21 protein-coding genes are annotated in these 20,717 nt (G+C 29.0%); 15 read left to right on the top strand and 6 right to left on the bottom strand.

Annotated features, from left to right (window positions below; all coding sequences use genetic code 11):
* The first annotated feature begins 121 nt into the window (after positions 1-121).
* The 4 genes from CLOPA_RS12680 to CLOPA_RS24410 all read left to right on the top strand — a co-directional run bounded on the left by CLOPA_RS12680 (position 122) and on the right by CLOPA_RS24410 (position 2,586).
* Complete coding sequence (locus CLOPA_RS12680) at positions 122-481, top strand: winged helix-turn-helix transcriptional regulator (protein WP_015615836.1); 360 nt, start codon at positions 122-124, stop codon at positions 479-481.
* A gap of 388 nt (positions 482-869) precedes the next feature.
* Positions 870-1,652 carry an alpha/beta fold hydrolase gene (locus CLOPA_RS12670; protein WP_015615834.1) on the top strand — a complete coding sequence of 261 codons (783 nt, stop codon included), beginning with the start codon at positions 870-872 and terminating at the stop codon, positions 1,650-1,652.
* A 37-nt stretch (positions 1,653-1,689) separates the two neighbouring features.
* Positions 1,690-2,322, top strand: coding sequence for a TetR/AcrR family transcriptional regulator (locus CLOPA_RS12665; RefSeq protein WP_015615833.1), 633 nt, complete (start codon positions 1,690-1,692; stop codon positions 2,320-2,322).
* A gap of 60 nt (positions 2,323-2,382) precedes the next feature.
* Entirely contained in the window at positions 2,383-2,586 is a 204-nt protein-coding gene (locus CLOPA_RS24410; protein ID WP_080648312.1) for a CPBP family glutamic-type intramembrane protease, read from the top strand.
* 169 nt (positions 2,587-2,755) lie between these two features.
* Here the strand turns inward: CLOPA_RS24410 and CLOPA_RS12660 are convergent, their stop codons facing one another.
* Together CLOPA_RS12660 and CLOPA_RS12655 are read right to left on the bottom strand one after the other, a co-directional pair.
* Positions 2,756-4,033: an FAD-dependent oxidoreductase gene (locus tag CLOPA_RS12660; RefSeq protein WP_015615832.1), complete on the bottom strand. Its 1,278-nt coding sequence runs from the start codon at positions 4,031-4,033 to the stop codon at positions 2,756-2,758.
* A 39-nt stretch (positions 4,034-4,072) separates the two neighbouring features.
* On the bottom strand, positions 4,073-5,053 hold the full coding sequence (locus tag CLOPA_RS12655; RefSeq protein WP_015615831.1) for a sulfide/dihydroorotate dehydrogenase-like FAD/NAD-binding protein: 981 nt from the start codon (positions 5,051-5,053) through the stop codon (positions 4,073-4,075).
* Between the two features lie 153 nt (positions 5,054-5,206).
* Between CLOPA_RS12655 and CLOPA_RS12650 the strand changes: the two genes are divergently transcribed.
* The 3 genes from CLOPA_RS12650 (at position 5,207) to CLOPA_RS12640 (ending at position 9,283) form a co-directional block, all read left to right on the top strand.
* The gene (locus tag CLOPA_RS12650; protein ID WP_015615830.1) at positions 5,207-5,611 is read left to right on the top strand and encodes a BrxA family protein; all 405 of its coding nucleotides are present in this window, start codon (positions 5,207-5,209) and stop codon (positions 5,609-5,611) included.
* An 848-nt stretch (positions 5,612-6,459) separates the two neighbouring features.
* Complete coding sequence (locus tag CLOPA_RS12645) at positions 6,460-7,932, top strand: nitrogenase component 1 (protein ID WP_015615829.1); 1,473 nt, start codon at positions 6,460-6,462, stop codon at positions 7,930-7,932.
* Entirely contained in the window at positions 7,925-9,283 is a 1,359-nt protein-coding gene (locus CLOPA_RS12640) for a nitrogenase component 1 (RefSeq protein WP_015615828.1), read from the top strand. The genes CLOPA_RS12645 and CLOPA_RS12640 overlap by 8 nt, the downstream gene beginning before the upstream one ends.
* A gap of 46 nt (positions 9,284-9,329) precedes the next feature.
* Here CLOPA_RS12640 and CLOPA_RS24405 read toward each other — a convergent pair whose 3' ends face one another.
* Entirely contained in the window at positions 9,330-9,422 is a 93-nt protein-coding gene (locus CLOPA_RS24405; RefSeq protein ID WP_431602579.1) for an IS3 family transposase, read from the bottom strand.
* 41 nt (positions 9,423-9,463) lie between these two features.
* Between CLOPA_RS24405 and CLOPA_RS26490 the strand changes: the two genes are divergently transcribed.
* The gene (locus CLOPA_RS26490) at positions 9,464-9,931 is read left to right on the top strand and encodes a dinitrogenase iron-molybdenum cofactor biosynthesis protein (protein WP_015615827.1); all 468 of its coding nucleotides are present in this window, start codon (positions 9,464-9,466) and stop codon (positions 9,929-9,931) included.
* A gap of 345 nt (positions 9,932-10,276) precedes the next feature.
* Here the strand turns inward: CLOPA_RS26490 and CLOPA_RS12630 are convergent, their stop codons facing one another.
* A complete protein-coding gene (locus tag CLOPA_RS12630; protein WP_015615826.1) occupies positions 10,277-10,891 on the bottom strand; it encodes a DUF6465 family protein in 615 nt (204 codons plus the stop codon).
* 331 nt (positions 10,892-11,222) lie between these two features.
* Positions 11,223-11,480 (bottom strand): YkuS family protein, encoded by a 258-nt coding sequence (locus CLOPA_RS12625; RefSeq protein ID WP_015615825.1) that lies wholly within the window; start codon positions 11,478-11,480, stop codon positions 11,223-11,225.
* A gap of 390 nt (positions 11,481-11,870) precedes the next feature.
* Here CLOPA_RS12625 and CLOPA_RS12620 point away from each other — a divergent pair, with 390 nt between their 5' ends.
* The 7 genes from CLOPA_RS12620 (at position 11,871) to CLOPA_RS12590 (ending at position 20,185) form a co-directional block, all read left to right on the top strand.
* Entirely contained in the window at positions 11,871-12,584 is a 714-nt protein-coding gene (locus CLOPA_RS12620; protein ID WP_015615824.1) for a pseudouridine synthase, read from the top strand.
* Between the two features lie 148 nt (positions 12,585-12,732).
* The gene (locus CLOPA_RS12615; RefSeq protein ID WP_015615823.1) at positions 12,733-13,623 is read left to right on the top strand and encodes a MurR/RpiR family transcriptional regulator; all 891 of its coding nucleotides are present in this window, start codon (positions 12,733-12,735) and stop codon (positions 13,621-13,623) included.
* 160 nt (positions 13,624-13,783) lie between these two features.
* On the top strand, positions 13,784-15,001 hold the full coding sequence (locus CLOPA_RS12610; RefSeq protein WP_015615822.1) for an NAD(P)/FAD-dependent oxidoreductase: 1,218 nt from the start codon (positions 13,784-13,786) through the stop codon (positions 14,999-15,001).
* 119 nt (positions 15,002-15,120) lie between these two features.
* Positions 15,121-15,801 carry a (d)CMP kinase gene (gene cmk, locus CLOPA_RS12605; protein WP_015615821.1) on the top strand — a complete coding sequence of 227 codons (681 nt, stop codon included), beginning with the start codon at positions 15,121-15,123 and terminating at the stop codon, positions 15,799-15,801.
* A gap of 165 nt (positions 15,802-15,966) precedes the next feature.
* Positions 15,967-17,892 (top strand): bifunctional 4-hydroxy-3-methylbut-2-enyl diphosphate reductase/30S ribosomal protein S1, encoded by a 1,926-nt coding sequence (locus CLOPA_RS12600; protein ID WP_015615820.1) that lies wholly within the window; start codon positions 15,967-15,969, stop codon positions 17,890-17,892.
* Between the two features lie 159 nt (positions 17,893-18,051).
* A complete protein-coding gene (locus tag CLOPA_RS12595; RefSeq protein ID WP_015615819.1) occupies positions 18,052-19,098 on the top strand; it encodes a CotS family spore coat protein in 1,047 nt (348 codons plus the stop codon).
* A gap of 211 nt (positions 19,099-19,309) precedes the next feature.
* Entirely contained in the window at positions 19,310-20,185 is an 876-nt protein-coding gene (locus CLOPA_RS12590; protein ID WP_015615818.1) for a GNAT family N-acetyltransferase, read from the top strand.
* 133 nt (positions 20,186-20,318) lie between these two features.
* On the opposite strand, the gene CLOPA_RS25090 is transcribed toward CLOPA_RS12590, so the two are convergent.
* Positions 20,319-20,462: a hypothetical protein gene (locus CLOPA_RS25090; protein ID WP_015615817.1), complete on the bottom strand. Its 144-nt coding sequence runs from the start codon at positions 20,460-20,462 to the stop codon at positions 20,319-20,321.
* Positions 20,463-20,717: the final 255 nt, after the last annotated feature.

Here is a 20,717-nt window from a genome sequence, read left to right as displayed (position 1 = left end):
ATAATATATACCATAGTAGTATTATTAGAAAGTAGGCACTTATAAGTGATATAGTATCTATTTGTATACTAAAAATTGAGTAGCCATTGTTTATTTAGAGCGTATACGAGGAGTGAAAACAATGATAAAATTTAAAAATATTAAATACAATTGCTCTATGGAATTGACTTTAGACGTTATAGGTGGTAAATGGAAACCACTTATTATTTGGCATTTAGCTGAAAAAACTATGAGATTTAGTGAGTTAAAAAGAACTTTGCCACACATTACTCAAAAGATGCTTACTCAACAACTTAGAGGGTTAGAAGAAAGTGAATTAGTTAATAGATTTGTTTATACTCAAGTGCCGCCCAAAGTGGAATATTCGCTTACTGATTTCGGGAAAAGTCTCTTACCAGTTTTATCAGCTCTATGCAAATGGGGAGTTAATTATGCTCAAGAAGTTCAATTATTTAATAAAAATGATATCAAAGAGGAATAAATTAAGAATAGGTATAATTGAAAAATACTTATCTATATTTTATCTTGAAATAAAACTTAATTATATATATTTAAGTTATGGATTTAATTTAACTGAATCTAAAAATAATACTTCATGGATATATCACTTGGTAAAAGAAGAACGCTGGGCTCTATATTTATAACCTTATTATATAATTAAAATTTATCATATTTTTTAGTGAATAATTTTCTAATAAAGTTTTTTAAAGCATAAATTGGATTGATAAACAATTGTAAAATGATAACTGTTAAAGCAAAAATGTATATATCAAACTGAAAAGAAGCTAAAATTAAGCCTTGACCATACGGTAACTAAAATATTATAATATACTCATAAATGACTGCATGGTCAAAAGGGGCGTTTTATAATGACTTTATTTTGTGGTGAAACCGGTAATAAATCAGGAAAACCTATAGTTTTCATTCATGGAGGAGGATTGAGCAGTTGGATGTGGGATAATCAAGTTGAATTTTTTAAAAATCAATATTACTGTCTAACTCCTGATTTGCCTGGTCATGGAAATAGCAAGCGTGAAGAGTACATATCAACCAGGGATTGTACCGAAAAAATTATTGAAATTATTGAAACAAAAGCAAAGGGGAAAAAAGTTATTCTTGTAGGTTTATCACTGGGGGCACAAATAGTTGTGGATATTCTTAGCATAAGACCGGATTTAGTTGAGCGTACTCTGATAAACAGTGGTATTGTCAGATCTTTTAAACTATTAAATTCCATGATACCATTAATGGTAAAGTGGTCAATACCTCTTGCCCACAACAGAAAATTTGCTAGGTTTCAAGCTAAAGATATGTATATTAGTGATAGCTCTTTTGAAACATACTATCAGGATACTAAGTCTCTTACTGCAAAAACACTTTCAACTTTTATGATTGGATATTTTAATTATAAATTACCTGATACTTTTAAAGAAATGACTGTACCTTCCTTAGTTCTTATAGGTTCTAAGGAGCCAAGTATCATGAAAAAATCCTTAATTGCCTTGGTGAAATCAAATCCAAACTGCAAAGGATATATTATGCCTGATGTAAAGCATGGTGCTTCACTTTCAAATCCAAAACTATTCAATGAGGTGCTGTCTGCATGGATCAATAAACAGCCTTTACCATTAGAAATTCATGAATTTTCATAACTAAATGCTACTAAACAAATAATATGAGGTGAAGTAATTGTGTACTAATTTTGAAAAACTTCCAGAAGAAAAGAAGAAGAAAATAATTGATGCCTGCATAAAAGAATTTAGTAAAAATGGCTATGTTAATGCCTCTACTAATAATATCGTTTTAAATGCAGGCATCTCAAAAGGCTCCCTATTTAACTATTTCGATAGCAAGAAGAAGCTTTACCTATATATTTTGGATTATGCAATTAATTTCTATGTAAATTTAATGCTGAAAAAGATGAAGATAAATAATCCTGACATTCTTAAACGTATTTTAGAATGGGCTGAATTAAAACTTTCTATTGCAATGGAACAACCAATAGCTTATCAGTTCTTTGCAACTGCATTTATAAATATTCCGGAAGAATTAAAAGCTGATATTGAGATTAGATATAATAAATTATATGCTGAAGGATATAAGCTAACTGTGGAGGATATTGACTATACATTGTTCAGGGATGATATCGATAAGCAAAAGGCCATAGAATTAATAATTATGTCTATGAACGGAATTTTGGAAAAATATATTTCACTATATAAATCACTTGAGGATAATGGCTATAACCAAATTCCTCAAGCTTATGATCAATTAAAAGAATATATTTTGATTCTTCGAAAAGTATATTATAAAAATTCTTAGGTTAAGTACTAAAATAATTTTTAGACCAGACTATATTAATATAGAAAGAAATCCAGATGGATGGGAAAATACAGTGTTTTATTAAATGTAATATTATTTTCAGTTTATCATTTTTGGTCACCTTGGCTTATTATAGCAAGAATTCTAGGAATGTTACCATTGTATTATTGTGTATATAAAAAGGATTCATTAAAATTAGCTATATTAGTACATTGCCTAGTCAATTTCACAGATGTAGTAAGTTTTATGTTGTTATTGAAATAATGGTGAATAATAGTAATAGTGTTTGTCTACTAAATTCAATGTAAAAATTAAGAGGATAATCTACAAAATCATCCTCTTAAAATAAAACATATATTCATATTGGAAAAATTTTTTGTTGAGATACACAAAATTATTGACAGACTCCTATATTTTCATATTAAAAATTTTTCTAAACTAGTTTCTGATTAAATATATTAGTAAGATTTAATTTTTCAACCTTTCGTTTTATTTCATCTCTATCTGTGGTGTATAAACCTAACTCGATCATTCTTTTAAAGTATTCAGAACCAGCAAAGGTGTAACGCTTTCTTCTTCCGTCTTTTTCCAGCATTTTGTAATTTGCAAAAGCTAAGAGATCTCCTGTAGCTAAATCTCTTGGCAAAATCAAAGATGGAATTCCAAGAGCACTTCTTACAGCATTGTGGCCGGCCAGAGAACCTGTTAATATAGCTTCCGTATGTCCAACGAATAAGCCGCTTTTTTCTCCACCACAAAACAGATTATCAATACCTTTTACCTTCATATCATCATTTCGAGGTGCAACAGATAAATAACGAATAGAATTTCCTTTACCACCTGCATAGGGATCTATAAATTTAACGCCTTCAAGACCAGGTATCTTTCTGAGCTTTTCTAAGGGGTAGAAAGTTGTCATGAGTTTTGCATGACCAGTATCCAAAAGTATCACATTCTCAGCAAATTCCTTTAGAGCATACTGCTGGCAAACTTTTATTTTAAGCTTATCTAAGTTTACATCTTCATAAGGAATTTTTAGTATAACTACACCTTTTTCATCCAATTCTTCAACTATGTCAGGACTCAGTGATTCTTTAGCAAGCTTACAGGAGCCACTAAAGGCACCAAGATTTCCATCTTCTCTTTGACCTTGCAAATCATCAACACCTGCTCTGCTACTTATGCTTACTCTTGGTCCAAAGGCGGGACACCTGAGTATACACATGGAGCATCCGTTACCGTATTTCAAGCAGTTGCCCATGGGGCCAGTTGAACCAGTGGCTTCTATGAATACATCTCCAGTTATATAAGTGCCATCTGAAAGATAAATTCCTTCTATTTTATTGTCAATTTTTTTTACGTCTATTACTCTTTTTATTAAATTTATTGATATATCTAGATCTTTTAAATAATTACGAACTGATGGCTCAATTTTATTTACATCATAAAGCCAGGCATGTTTATGTCCTGGAAAATCAATATTTCTATGTCTTGTATTTTTATCTGTTATGTTTATTAAATCCCCTGCACCTAGAGCAAGTAGTTCCTCTGCGGCAGTATATCTTCCATTATTTCTCATTATGCCACCAACATTTCCAAGTCCTAATAGCAAATCAGTTTTTTCATAGATTTCAACCTCTGCGCCAGCTTTTTTAGCAGTAATAGCTGCTGCGCAGCCAGACCAGCCGCCTCCAATAATTATAACTTTCATATAAAATAATCCTCCTCAATAAATTCATTGAAATCTTAACTATAATGACCTTCTGCCTTTAAATATATATTTGGGATCAATTTGTAATTTGCACAATCTTTTTACTATATCATCATCATATCGGGTACTGCAGGTACCGCATATGCCTTCACCACAGCACATTCTTGCATTATTACAGCAGGCTATTTTAGTATCATCGCTAGTTGCTTCTAGAAGGTTACTTATAAATATATCTGGACCGGAACAATATATAATATTTATATCTTTTTCATATTTATTTATAATACTTTTTAGTTCATCAGAAAGGGTACCATCGGTGTTTAAAATATTACACTGAATTAATTTAGCATTGCATAAATCAAGATATTCTTTAATTAAAATATCTTTGAAATTACCTTTATCAACCACGGCAATAATTTCATTGCCGTTTCCATATAATTTTTTCATTACAGGTACCATGGGTGCCATTCCAATACCTCTGGCAATTATTAAAGAGGTACCATCCTTACTTTGATATATATTTTTTAAACCAAGGATACCATTCCAATATGGTCCTCTTATAGCTATGTTGTCATTCTCTTTAAGTTCATCAATGGTTTTAGTTTTTATGCCTTTTGTTTCAATTACTATTTTTATAATATTTTCATTTACATCTGTATCCATTATTGAAATTGGAGCATCAAAATATCCGCTGCTTTTAGGATTTCTTACAAAAATAAAACTACCAGGATGTGACAGTTCTTGAACAAGCTTATGCTTCGCAATTATAGTAAAGCAAATAACATTTGTATCTAATAACTCTTTTTTCAGTATTTTGCATAGTGATACTTTCCTTAAGTTTTTTGCATGGTTTCCATTCCAGGCATATTCCTGATATATACAAACTCCTTTCCAGTTCGTACAATCACAAAAATTTTTCCCTTGAAGATGGGAACAAAGTAGGCAATCACCGGTTTCAGCAAGATGACATGGGCAATATTCTGTTCCAGCATCAATACAATCCTTTATTTCGTAATTCATATTCTGACCTCCAAAATGTTAAATAAAGACCTTTATAATAGCATATTTATATGAGGGAATTTGTGTTACTAATGCAGGTTAATTAGTAGTAACTTACTTTTTATATAGGGCATAATAATCATTATAAAACTGGACCACGGAGGAATCAAAACTATGGAATATAAATCTATTATTAAGTTCAGACCATACTTATATAAAGAAACAAAAAAGGATGCAAGCCTTGTAAAACAAGGACTTAGTATTGATGATATAAAGATGAAATCAATAGAAGATAATATCTTTCAGCTTGAAAGTGAAGCCAGAAAGAAGGAAGTTGCATCAATAATTGCTGTAAGACTAAAAGACTTAGATGAATACATAATATATAAAATATCAGAAGGTAATATAGAAACATCAAAGATACTTGTTCTATATTCGATTATTAGAACAGATAGGTTATTTTTTGAATTTATGAATGAAATTTACAGAGAGAAATTGTTATTAAGGAAAAATCAAGCATTAGAGTATATGACACCATCTCAATTTAGAGATAAATATAAAATTTTGATAGCATCTTAGTAAAACTTAATTGAAATTTCTATAAGATGAAAACAATAGTAATATTGCGATTTAAAGATAATCCCTAACTCTGAAGTGTCCTCTTTTTCGGGAAAAGCTCAAACGAAGATAGCTGAAATGATATTGCAGCTGGAAGATGTGTATATATGTTATCCTGGTTGGGAAATTAAGGGTGAATTGAAGTAAAATAGAAATTTATCCTATGCTGTAATTAAAAATAATGTAAATGATTACATATACTATATATAATATTGGCAAGTTTAAAAGTAATAAAAATACTGTTTCTGGTAATGCAATAAAATTAAAAAACTATTGACAATAGATAAGTAATAAGATAAACTGAAAATCATATAAAACATATATGTAAACGTGGATATAAATTAACAGCTTGCTACATAGTGTTATTACTTCAAAAATATAGAAATAATTATTTTCTAACTGGAAAACCGGAGGACAAATATTCTTTATTGAATTTTGTGCTCTTTTTTTGGTTGTAATTTAATTTTTAACCATTAATTACATGATTGTTTTATATTATTTAGAAACCTGTAATAATATTAGAAAAAAAGGATGTGTTAATTATGAGATTATATTCTACTTTGCAGAGACCTCACAAAATACTTTGAGGATTACAGCTGATTTAATCCGATAACTACCCACTCTAATACTCCTATCTTCTTCAAAGTAGAAGTAAAGAGTGGCTACGTCCCTGGATAACGATTTCTAAGCATCAGATGGAATAAAAACTCCACCTGATACCAAGAACTCTGTTTATGTAAATATTTGAATTAGAGAGTTATAAAAAGGAATTAATAGTATATTTAACAAAAAATAAAGAGGTGATTTAAATGGCAATAAATCTAAATTTACCAGAACTAGATATAAGAGATAAGAGATTAGGGGCAATTATATCTTATAATGGCTCTGCACAAGATATTTATGAAAAATCTCTAGAGCGTAGTATAAAACCACAGGAAAGAAGTTTTAGCCAGTGTGGAGCTTGTTCATCTTCCTGTGCTTTTGGAATTGTATCAAATATTATTGGATCTGTAGTTATAAATCATGCACCAATTGGCTGTGCATCAGATTTTGCTACGGCGCAGAATAATATTAGAAGAGGATCTGCCTTGAGAGGAATAGATACTGGAAATTTTAAAGCTATAAGTACAAATCTTGAAGAAAAAGACACCATATATGGTGGATCAGGTAAATTAAGAGAAGCTGTGCTGCTTGCAAAAGAAAGATTTAATCCAAAGGTAGTATTTGTAACTGCCTCCTGTGCTTCAGGAATTATTGGAGAAGATTTAGAAAGTTTAACAGATAATTTAAGTAAAGAAACGGGTATTAATGTTGTACCTGTTTATTGTGAAGGATTTAAATCTAAAGTTTGGACAACTGGCTTTGATGCATCTGGGCATGCAATATTAAGAAAGATAGTTAAGAAGTCTAGTAAAAAGACTAATTATATAAATATTATTAATTTTCAGGGAGCTCACGTATTTGATGATTTATTAGGAAAACTTGATTTAAAACCAAGATATTTATTCCCATTTTCAACTATTGAAGAAATTGAGAATATATCAGATGCAGTGGCAACAGCAAACATATGTGAAACTCTAGCTTCATATGTGGCAGCAGCTTTAGAAAGTGAATTTGATGTACCTGAGGTTAGGGCACCTGTTCCAACAGGAATAAAATGGACTGATGAATGGTTAAGAGAAATAGGGAGAATGACAAATAAGGAAGAAAGAGTTGAAGAAGTAATAAAGGAAGAACATGAGAAAATTAAGCCCAAATTGGACGATCTTAGAGCAAAGCTAAAAGGAAAGAAAATATATATTATGGCTGGAGATGCAATTGTTCAAAGCTATGTAAGTGCTGCTGATTCCTTAGGACTTGAAGTAATAGGAGCGGTAGCTTTCCACCACGACCAAGCTTATGATAATGATTATCAAGAACTTAATACGGTAGGGAACATGTTAAAGCATATTGGAGATGTTGAAAATTATTGTGTAACTAATAAGCAGCCTTATCAATTTACAAATATATTAAAGGAATTTAAACCTGATTTTGTACTTGCAAGGCATCCAGGCATTGCAGTAGTAATTAATAAATTAGGTATCCCAGCTTTTCATTTAGCTGATCCAAACATGATAATAGGTTATGATGGAGTAGTTGCTTTAGGAGAAAAAGTTTATGAGGCAATAAGGACGCAAAAATATGTTGAAACATTGGCTAAACATTTTGAGTCACCATATACGGATTGGTGGTCAAAACAAGACTCATTTACATTTGCAAAGGGAGGAAAAAAACTTGGGTAACGTAATTGAACAGCCAAGATATACTTGTGCAATAGGATCACAACATACGGTTCTTGCAATAAGAGGAGCAGTACCAGTTTTACACTGTGGACCTGGCTGCAGTAACAAAGTTTCATTGGCTTTAACAACATCAGCAGGTTATCAAGGGGAAAGTGATTTTGGAGGAACCCACATACCTTGCACAAATTCATCAGAAAAGGATATAGTTTTTGGTGGAGAGAAGAAACTTGATGAAACAATTGATGGTGCATTAAAGGTACTTAAGGGTAATTTATTTGTGGTTTTGACAGGATGTACAGCAGATATAGTTGGAGATGATGTTATATCTATAGCTAGTAAATATCAAAGAGAAGGAAAACCAGTTATTAATGCAGAAACAGCAGGTTTTAAAGGAAGTAACTACGTAGGTCATGAGCTTGTCATAAAAAGCATAATTGAACAATATATAGGAGATGCTAAGCCAAAGGTTAGAAAGGGCTTAGTAAATGTATTTTCAGTTGTTCCAAATCAAGATCCATTTTGGAGAGGTGATTTAAAGGAAATAAAAAGAATTTTAACTGCCATAGGCTTAGAAGTAAATATACTTTTTGGGTATGAGAGTAAAGGTGTTGAAGAGTGGAAGGATATTCCTAATGCAGAATTTAATTTAGTGCTAAACCCATGGGTTGGATTAAAGGCGGCAAAACTTCTTGAAAGAAAATTTGGAACTAAATTTCTTCATTATCAAGAGTTGCCTGTTGGTGCTGCTGCAACTAGTAAATTTTTAAGAACTGTTGGAGAGTTTGCAAATCTTGATAAAGATAAGGTTGAACAAGTAATAAAGGAAGAGGAATTTTCATTTTATAAATACTTTTTAGATATTGGTGACTTTATAGCTGAAGGAAGGGCAGGATTACCTTTTGAATTGTATACTATTGCTGATTCTGCTTATGCAATAGGTGCGAGTAATTTCCTAATTAATGAATTAGGATATGTTCCTAAGGGTGCTTTTTTAATAGATAATGTTCCAGAAAAATATAAAGATAATGTTACTAATATATTTGAAGGAATTCATGAGGAATATAAAGGAAAGGTATTTTTTGAAAACGATGGGGGATCTATAGAAAAAATAATAAGAAATGATGTAAATATTCCTAGAAAAACCCTCATTTTAGGAAGCACCTGGGAAGATAAGTTATCTGAAGATTTAAATGCACCAGTAGTTTATATAAGTAATCCAATTTTAGATAAACTAATTGTAAATAAAACTTATATTGGTTATACTGGGGGATTAAATCTTATTGAAGAAATTTACTCTTCTATTTTAAGTAATAAGAATTTCAATCAAAGAGTTAACGCTATATCTATATAAACTAATGAATTAAAAAAAGGTTAAATATAATAATATTTTTAAGAAATTAAAATTGTTTTTCAAATTGAACTGAAGAAATATAACCTAATGATGAATGCAGTCTTCTGGTATTATAGAACATTTCTATGTATTCGAATATTGCATTCTTAAATTATTTGTAAATTTAAGGAGGAATTATTTATGTCTATTAAAATTGCTGTAGGAAGCAGTGATGGAAAGGTTATTGATCAACATTTTGGGAGTGGAAATAAATTTTATGTATTTGAAGTTTTTGAAGATGGCACTAACCAGTATATTGAAACATTTGATATTAAGGAAGAAGACATAATCAATGAAAGTAAAAAATATAGTTCAAAAAAAGTACGTAGTTTAGATAGGACTCACAGTGGAAGTCTTGGTGGAGGCTGCGGCAGTGGTTCTCAAGGTAGCTGTGGAGGTGGTTCATGCTCTGGAGGACATGATGATTCTCAATTAATTGGAAGGATAAGTCTGCTTTCAAAATATGATGCCGTTTTAGTAAATAAAATTGGGAATAAAGCTGAAAAGATGTTAATATTCAGTGGTTTACATGCTTTTGAAAATGGTGGCATAATTGAAGAGGCCTTATCAAAATTGTACATTTATTTAAAGAGAACAAAAGCAATATAATAATCATTAATTTCTAAATAATTTAATCGTAATTCTAAAATAAAGTACTGTATTCCAAATTATTCATATGAATTTGGAATACAGTACTTTATTAATATTGTAATAAAAAAATCTTTTTTATTCACGAAAGGAGTGTACCTATGGTAAGTAAAATTAAAAATGTTACTATTATTTATGCGGACAAGCTGAAAAAAATATAAGTAAATATGAAAAATTAGTTGCTAAGAGCATTTACATAATAAATTTATTAAAATCCAAAAGACACTATGATGACTATAAAGTTTTCATAGTGTCTTTAAAAAATAATTTTTATGTTTATGGAATTTATACTGGTGAGATAAAAGCTTAGATGAATTTTATGGATAGAGTAATTTCATTATTTACTAAGTAATAGGCTGTGTTTTCCTCAACTTTATAATAGATTTTTAAATCTACTATATCTGATAATTTATGAGTTTCAGACCATTTTAGTCTAAATTGTTCTACTAAGTAGTCTTCGCTTATTTCTTTACCTAAATATTGTATATAGATAGATTTAGTAAAAGCTTTAGGTTTATTTATGTTAGATTTAACAGAGTTTACTAATTCTTCTGAAGCATTTAATACTTTTTTAGCAGTAGCTTTGGAAACATCCAGGGTAACATCCTTTAAATCACTTAAATTCTTTTGTATATTTTCTTTAGACTTGTTTAAAGGTGGCTCTATATTTTCTTTAATCCCCTTTATGTTAACTGCTTTTGCTATGTCCTCGGAAGTCTTAGCTATTGTTTTTTGGGCAGTCTTGGAAGCAACCCTTACCTTTTGAGCTGTAGATTTGGAAACATCTTTGAGTTCATTTAAATTTTTTTGTATATTCACTTTAGCAGTTTCAGACGCATCAATTACCTTTTTAGCAGTAACTTTAGAAGCATCTATAGTGGCGTCTTTGAGTTCATTTAAATTTTTAATTCTTTTACTCATTTTAAGCACCTCCTAAAATATATTCTATAAGCTTATTTTATCATTGTTAGTAAATAATAACAATAACCTCATAAATCAATTTTGAATATCTATAGTACAACAAATTATCTTTACTAGTAAAACAGTTATTTTATTTAAATAACATCTATTAATTGATATTAAGCAAAGGTGCAATTTTAATTGTATTGGTATGTCCAATATTGTGGAAATGTTAGTGATACAATTATTAAAAAAATTTAAATTTCTATAAAGTAAAAATAGAGCTTAGTGAGGAATTTAAGCAATTTAGGCTATGCTCACTAAGCTCTATTATTTAGTATTTTAGAAAGATCTATTGTATTCTTATTATTTGCTTTTCAATGTTTTCAGGAGATCTGCCTTCAGCTGATATAATTGGAATCTTTGTAGAAGAATTCTCAATTCCAATAAAGTTTTCATTTTCTCCAGTGGAAACTATAAAATCAACACTGTTTAAAAAATTTTTGTCATTGATTTCAGTAGTCTCAAATTCCTTAACGTTGTAGCCTCTGCTTTTTAAAAAACTTTCTACATTACTTAAGCCTTTTTCTACGCCAATAGTTCTTATCATAATATCACCTCTATGTTATTGTTAACAAAATAGAAATCAATATACAGAAAAAAATATTACTATATTATTTGATTTTCATGAATATAAAATATATAATTCAATATGTGAATTTATATTATAGGTAAACAAGTTCAGAATTTAACATACGTATCCATTTGTGTTACTAAATTTCACTAAAACATGGATTGATTGTTTAGCTTGATATTATACAAAAAATAATTTTAAATAAAAATGAATTAATATATTATTAATTAAGACATATGAAAATAAATAGTAAGTCAAAGATGCGAGCATACTGACTAGTTAATTATTTGAATGTGCCAAAATACTAACTAATTCAACAGTTTAGTTTTTAGAGGTTGAATTTTGGTTACTTAATAGGTGATTATTATGGAAGAAAGATTGCAGAAATTTATGGCAAGTTGTGGAGTAGCATCAAGAAGAAGCTGTGAGAGAATAATAGAAGAAGGAAGAGTAAAGGTCAATGGTGTTGTGGCTCGGCAACTAGGTATTAAAATAGATGTAGATTTGGATGAGGTTTTGGTAGATGGAAATAAAATTTTTCTTGAAGAAAAAAAGGTATATATTATGCTCAATAAACCAGAGGGCTATTTATGTACATTAAAGGATGAAAGAGGAAGAAAAACTGTACTGGATTTGGTAAAAGTAAATGAAAGAATTTTTCCTATAGGCAGGCTTGACTATGATACCTCGGGATTATTAATTATGACTAATGATGGAGAGGTGTATAATAAAGTAATACATCCCAGTAAAAAAATAGATAAGGTTTATGAAGCCACTATAAAAGGGCAGCCTTTCAAAGAAGAGATAAAAAGATTTTGTAATGGAATAGATATAGGTAATTATATTACAGCACCAGCGGAGATTAGGATAATTGAAGGCAATGAAGAAAAGTCCAAAGTGGAAATTACAATACATGAAGGTAAAAAGAGGCAGATAAGAAGGATGTGTAAGGCCATCAAGCATCCTGTAATTACTTTAAAAAGATTATCTATTGGTAAAATAGCTTTAAATACAGGTCTAAAAAAGGGACAATGGAGATATTTAGAGGTTAGTGAAATAGATTATCTTAAAAATTTATAATTCATTTGTCAAAATTTTTTGATAAATGAATTAATTCATGAAAAATATGTATTGAAAATGAATACATTATTGAAAAATTTATAATTTGATGATAAAATTAAATGAATATTTTACATAGGCTTCATTTTTAAGAAAGGGCTGATTTGTTATGGATAATAGTGAGGAAAGTGGCAAGCAGGATTTGATGAGAACTATTCAACTAAAATTTCAAAGACTTAGTAAAGGTCAGAAATTAATAGCTGAGTACATATTAAAGCATTATGATAAAGCTGCATTTATGACAGCGGCAAAATTAGGTGTAAGTGTTGGAGTAAGTGAATCTACGGTAGTTAGATTTGCCAATGAATTGGGCTTTAGTGGTTATCCTAAATTACAAAAAGCTTTACAGGAATTGATAAAAAATAAATTAACTACAGTTCAAAGATTAGAACTTTCAAATAATTTTATAAGTGAAGAAAATGCATTAAAGGGTGTTTTAAAATCTGATATGGAAAATATAAGGACTACATTGGAAAAAATAAATCATCGTGCTTTTGAAGATGTGGTTAATTGTATTTTTGCAGCAAGGAAAATATATATAATTGGTCTTAGAAGTTCAACAGCATTATCTGAGTTTTTGGGTTTCTATTTAAATTTAATTTTAGATAATGTTAATATAGTTGCCTATGGTATGAGTGATATATTTGAACAGCTAATTAACATATCTCATGAGGATCTTGTAATCGGCATAGGATTTCCAAGGTATGCTATAAGAACTATAGAAGCACTTAATTATGCACAAAGTAGGGGTACAAAGGTAGTAGCTATAACTGACAGCTTACTTTCACCTTTAGCCACAAAAGCTGATTATACTTTGATAGCACAGAGTAATATGGCATCTTTTGTGGATTCTTTAGTGGCGCCCTTAAGTGTAATAAATGCATTAATTGTAGCTGTTGGACTTAGAGAAAAAGAAAAAATATCACGTACTTTTGAAGATTTAGAAAATATATGGAAAGAATATCAAGTGTATTCCTTTAAAGCTAACGAGGAAAGATAAAACTTATATTTAAAGTTTACCATATATGTTAAGCCTTTAAGGAATTTTGTTACCGGCGAAAGCGACATAGTCGCTTTTTTTATTTGCGAGTATACTAAAGAATTTAAAGATTATAGGGAGTATATTAAAGAAAATCGAAGATCATAGAGGGAGTGATTTCTTGAAACGAGTTATAGTTGTTGGTGGAGGACCGGCAGGTATTATGGCTGCTATGGCAGCTGCTGAAAGAAATAAAGTATTACTAATTGAAAGAAACGAAAAATTAGGAAAAAAATTATATATTACGGGTAAAGGAAGATGTAATGTAACCAATAATAAGGATATTAGTGAATTCTTTGATTTTATTCCTGGAAATCCTGAATTTCTATATAGTTCTTTATATACCTATAATAATATTGATATTATAAATTATTTTGAAGAAATGGGAGTAAATTTAAAAGTAGAAAGAGGAGATAGGGTTTTCCCGAAATCTGATAAGTCTTCCGATATAATAAATGCATTAAGGAGATCTTTAGATGATAAAAATGTAGAGATTATGTTGAATACACAGATAAGTAGTATTAATATAGAAAATGACAGTGTAAAAAGTTTAATTACAGATGATGGCAAGGTAATTAAGGGGGATCATTTTATAATATGTACAGGCGGATTATCCTATCCTCAAACAGGTTCTACAGGAGATGGATTAACTTTTGCTAAAAAAGCTGGTCACCACATTACTAAAATCAAACCTTCTCTTGTTCCAATAGAAGTTAAAGAGCCATGGATAAAAGATCTTCAGGGCCTTTCTCTTAGAAATGTAGAGCTACTTATTAAAAACAATCAGAAGACAGTATACAGAGAATTTGGAGAAATGCTATTTACCCATTACGGAGTATCTGGTCCTATTGCATTAAAAGCCAGTAGAATTATTGATGAAAAAGCTGATATGTCTATAGTGATAAATTTAAAGCCAGCTTTAAAAATTGAGGAACTGGATAAGAGGATACAAAAAGACTTTATAAAATTTTCAAATAAGGACTTTAAAAATTCTTTGAATGAATTACTTCCTCAAAAGTTAATAAGTACTATTGTTAATCTTTCAGGTATAGATGAAAATAAAAAAGTAAATTCTATAACGAAAGAGGAAAGAAGAAAATTGATTAATATTATACAGAATTTTACTTTAAAGGTTAAGGGCTTACGTGGAATTGAAGAGGCCATAGTTACTTCAGGAGGAGTGGATATAAAAGAAATAGATCCTTCTACCTTAAAATCAAAGCTAATAAATAATTTATCCTTTGCAGGAGAAGTAATGGATGTTGATGCATATACTGGCGGATATAATATACAAATAGCTTTTTCTACAGGACACCTGGCAGGAGAAAATATAGATTAAGGTCTTTAAGATATTCTTAAAAATAATAATTTGTTAATTTATAATAAGTTTAAAGGATTTTAATTTTTTTTATAGAATATATAAAAAGTGAACTTTTGTGTAAGAAAGGCGGATTATAATTGAGATTGTCTGTAGCCATAGATGGGCCTGCTGGAGCAGGTAAAAGTACCATAGCAAAAATAATAGGCAAAAATTTTAATCTTATGTATATAAATACGGGAGCAATGTACAGAGCCATAACTGTAGTGGCCATTAGAAACAATATAACTTACTCAGAAATAGAAAAATTATGTAAACTTACAGATTCTTTAGAAATGCATTTTGATGAAGATAAAATTGTTGTGAATAATGAGGATTTAAGTGATAAAATAAATATGCCTGATATCAGTAAACAGGTATCAAATTATGCTGCTGTTTCTGAAATAAGAGAAAGGCTTGTAAGACTTCAAAGAAAAATGTCTGAAAAATATGATGTGGTTATGGATGGAAGAGACATTGGAACTGTGGTTTTAAAGGATGCTTCCTTTAAATTTTATTTAACTGCTTCTCCTGAAAAGAGAGCAAGGAGAAGATTTGAAGAATTTATGGATAAAGGTATCAATGTAGATTATGAAAAAATACTTAGTGACATAATAAAAAGAGATTACATAGATTCCCATAGAGAAGTGAATCCTTTAACTAAGGCAGAAGATGCTATAGAAATAGATTCTTCTGAGATGACTATTGAGGAAGTAGTAGATTTTATAACTAATTGTATAAGAAAAGATATTTGTGAAGCTTCAGGCATCTTCAAAAAATAACTTAGTCAGTATGATAACCTATTTTGAATCCTACTGCGTCAACAGAACCCTCTGATAGCTCACTATCATCAGAACCTGTTTCTTTGTTGGATTTAAAATATTCGTCGCACCTTTGACTTGTTATTTTTTTCAGATGCCTTAGATTAATTCTGAGGTGGTTTTTAGATGAAAAAAATTATTTTAGCAGATAGTGCAGGTTTTTGTTTTGGTGTAAAAAGAGCTGTTGATATAGCAACGAGTACAGAAAAAAAATACAATAAAAAAATTTATACCTTAGGACAATTAATTCATAATAATGATGTAGTTAAATATCTGGAAGAAAATAATATTTATGCAATAGATATTGAAGATATAGATAAATTAAAGGAAAGTGATGTTGTTATAATAAGATCACATGGTATTTCTCCTGATATACTAAAATTATTAAAAGATAAAAATTTAAATGTTGTGGATGCTACTTGTCCATTTGTGGCTAAAATACATGAAAAAGTAAAAGAATATAGTGAAAATGGCTATGAACTTATTATTGTTGGAGATAAAGATCATCCAGAAGTAATGGGTATAAATGGCTGGTGTGGTAATAGAGCTATTATCTCCAAAAAAGGTGAAAACCTAGATAATATTTCACAAAAAATATGCGTAGTTGCACAGACTACAGAAAAACAGGAAAATTGGGAAAAAGTATTATCAGCAGTGTCAGAAAAAGCTAAAGATGCAGTATCTTTTAATACTATATGCAGTGCTACAGAGATAAGACAAAAAAAGGCTGAAGAATTATCAAAAAACTCAGATGTGGTGGTAGTAATTGGAGCACATCATAGTTCCAATACTACTAAGCTCTATGAAATATGTAAAAGCAATTGTGAAAATACAATACATGTAGAAAATTCAGGTGAAATACCTGATGAATTATATAAAGAAAAGAATAATATTATAATAGGCGTTGCAGCAGGAGCTTCAACACCAGATTGGATTATAAAGGAGGCAATAAATAAAATGAGTGATGAACAAAATGTAGAAGGTATGAATGAAGTAATTAGAATGATGGATGAAAATGAAAAAAAGGTTTATGTAGGTGCCTTGTTAAAAGGAGAAATAATACAAATTAATGACAAAGAAGCATTTTTAAATATTGGATACAAAAATGATGGTATACTTCCTTTAAGTGAAGTTACCAGTGACCCAAATGTAAAATTAACTGATTTATTTACTGTAGGCGAAGAAATAAAAACTAAGGTAATAAAATTAAAAAATGAAGATAATTATGTAGTCCTTTCAAGAAGTGAACTTGAGAGAGATGAGGGACATAAAGCTATAAAAGAAGCCTTTGAGAGTAAAGCTTCCATAAAGGTATTGGTAAAAGAAGAAGTTAATGGAGGACTTGTATCAAGATATAAAGGCATAAGAGTATTTATTCCAGCCTCCCATATAGAACTTTATCATGTAGATGATTTGAGTGCCTATGTAGGAAAAGAATTAGAAATTAACATAATTGAATTTTCAAAGAGAAGAAATACTACTAGAATTGTAGGTTCAAGAAGAGATTTGTTAAAGTCAGTTAAGCAAGAATCAGAAGAAAAAACTTGGGAGTCTTTAGAAAAGGGCCAAATAGTAGAAGGGCAGATAAAGAGACTTACAAACTTTGGAGCTTTTATTGATATAGATGGGGTTGATGGACTTCTACACGTATCTGAAATATCCTGGGGAAGAATAGAAAAACCTTCTGATGCATTAAAGGTTGATGAAAAAATTAAAGTATATATTTTAGATGTAGATAAAGAAAACAAGAAATTATCTCTTAGTGTTAAGAAACTAGTTGAAGATCCTTGGATAAATGTAGAGGAAAAATATCCTGTAGGTTCAGTGGTATTAGGTAAAGTTGTACGTTTTGCTACCTTTGGTGCTTTTATTGAGTTAGAACCAGGTGTAGATGCACTTGTACACATATCAGAAATAAGCCACAAGAGAATAGCTAAGCCTTCAGATGTACTTAGTATAGGAGAAGAAGTTAAGGCTAAAATTCTTGATGTAAATAAGGAAGATAAAAAAATAGGTCTTAGTATAAAAGAAGTTGAAGAAACTGTTGATTAATTATAATAATTATTATAAAAAATATAAGTAAAAGATATTTTAATTAAGAGTAAAAGGTATGCGTTTAACATGATTTATGGAAGGCATGCCTTTTACTTTTTGTAATAAATTATGCTTATAAATAATATATTTTATCATTGAGAGTATAGGGGGATTTGTATGGAACAAATTAAGAACTTCAATACTACCAATGATTTAACAGATTATGAAATAAGCATGATAAAAAATGTAATGAATAAATACGATGTAACAATTAATTGTATAGAAAAAGTAAGAAGTGCTTATAAGATAAAAACAGAAAATGAGTTTTTATGTTTAAAAAGAATAAAACATGGCAAAATGAAACCTATAAATGGAAGTATTCTTGTAGAGGAATTAAAAAAAAATAATTTTAATAAGGTACCAGAATATATAAGAACTAAAAACAATAAATTTTTTGTGAAGTATAAAGGATTTATTTTTTATGTAATTAAGTGGATTAGTGGTAATGAATGTACCATGAAAAATTTAGATGAGGCTGTTAATTGTGCTAAATTATTAGGAGAATTTCATTTAGCTAGCAGCAAAATAGATAAAAGAAAATTATATTTAAAAGATAACACAAAAAATTGGAATAAAATTTTTACAAAGTACCTTAGTGATATAAAGAATTACAAAGAAATTATAAATAATAAAACTACTATTAATGAATTCGATAGATTATATGAAAAAAATATAGAGTATTTTTATCTTAGAGGTATTTTTGCTCTGAATTTACTAAATCAGTCTTCTTATTACAAATTTAATTATAAAAATAAAACAATTTGTCATGACAGCTATTATTATCAGAATATAATAAAAAAAGAGAATGATTACTATATAGTAGATTTAGATAGCATTGTAATTAATCTAAAAATTTACGATTTGGGTAAAATGATAAATAGACTTATGTATAATAGTCATTATAAATGGGACTTTAGCAAAGCTAAAATTTTAATAGAAGCCTACAATTCAGTAAATAAGCTTTCTTTAGAGGAACTAGAAATAATGCTGGCACATATTATTTTCCCAAGAAAGTTTTGGAAATTAGGTAAAAAGAGATATGTTAAAAAAAAGGATTGGGAAGAAAGTAAATACATGCATAAATTAAAACGGATTATCAGGCTTAATCACAAACAGCAAAAATTTATTGAGGCTTACAAAATTTATTTGTATGATTTTGTTTAATAATAATCCAATCAATTGACAACAATGACATAAATATTTATACTTATGCATATAAAAACAAATAAAAAGTGGAATTTACTCTAATATATTTCTTGTGAGATAAATATAAAATATATGGATTTTAAATATAATTTTTTAATCAATTGTAGGTAATAAATAATTTATTTCTTTAAAAATATTTTAAATCAGTATAAAGTGTAAGAGGGTTAGTATGTACAATTGTATAGATTTAAATAAAACAAATATTTATAGTCTAAAAAAGTTGGGAGCTTTTGGGACTAAATTTAATAATTTAAATAAGGATTTTTTCAATATCTATGATAATTTAAATTTTATTCAAAAATATTTTCAAAGGAAAAGGGTTAAAATTTTAAATCACGGTGAGGAATCCATAGGGTATATTTGGACTACAAATAATTTTAGAGCAGTTTATACTATAGAAGCAATGAATGTAGTACCAAGTAATAATTTAAATTTAAAAAAATGCTATGAAAAGTTATTATATGCAGTTAGTAACAAAGGTGTTTTTATTTATGAATGTGAAAAAAATGATTATAATTTTAAAACTTTAAAAGATATAGGTTTCAAGGCTATGAATGGAACATTAGAAATGTGCTGTTCCTTAGATAATGATTATAATTTTGAAATTAAAGATGATATAGTTATTGAAAATCTAATTTTAAATAGAGATGAGAAAAAAAGATGTGACATACAAAATGATATCTTTAAGAAAGATGGAAGAACTCCGTTAGATGTTGAGGATATCTACTTCGACCAATGCCAAAATTACTATTTTCAGCAAGGATGTTTTTTTATAAAACTTAAAAATTTTATTATAGGTTATGGACAGATAATAATAAATGATGGCACTCCCGTAATTGTTAATTTTGGCATTGTTGACAAATTCAGAGGTGAGGGTTATGGTAAGCTTTTTTTAATATTTTTGCTCTCTAAAGCGAAAAAAAATAATTTTAAAGAGATATTTATAAGAGTGGATTCTTCAAATACTATTGCTCTAAACTTATATAGAAATGTTGGCTTTAAAGTAAAAAAGGAAATATGCACCTGGAAATTTAAAGTACATTAAAAATAAATATTCTAAAAGCAGGACAATAAATTTAATATATTTATTGTCCTGCGTATTTATTCCATTATATTTAAAGAAGAGCTGTTTAAAATGTTTTTCAAGTATTTTAAATAGCTTCTCTTTATTCCTAATGTTATTCAAAAAGGTCATCAAAGGGTACATAGGATGTAGGGGTATTTAATAGATTTCTATTAGGTATTCTTTCAAAATACATTCTATCTTTAATTGTTTCATATTTTAGCTCTTCATCTTTTGTTTCTAATTTAGCATCATACATATAAAATAACCTCCTTATCAATGAATCTTACTCAGTGGGAGTTTGCATTCCCACTGAATTTTAGATGAATTATCCAGGGACGTGCCGGTGTTATCTCCACCTTTAGAAAAGCAGAGAACAAAAATCTTTGATTTTCTGTGAATCGCTTTCATAGAGTGCAAGCAGAGAACAAAAATTTTTAATTTTGTGTGAATCACTTTCGCTGTGTGCAAGCAGGCAAAACAAAATTTATTTTGTATTTGATCGCTTTCACAG

Origin of the sequence: Clostridium pasteurianum BC1, from assembly GCF_000389635.1 — a bacterium.
GTDB lineage: Bacteria > Bacillota > Clostridia > Clostridiales > Clostridiaceae > Clostridium_I > Clostridium_I pasteurianum_A.
This window is presented reverse-complemented; position numbering and strand designations above follow the sequence as displayed.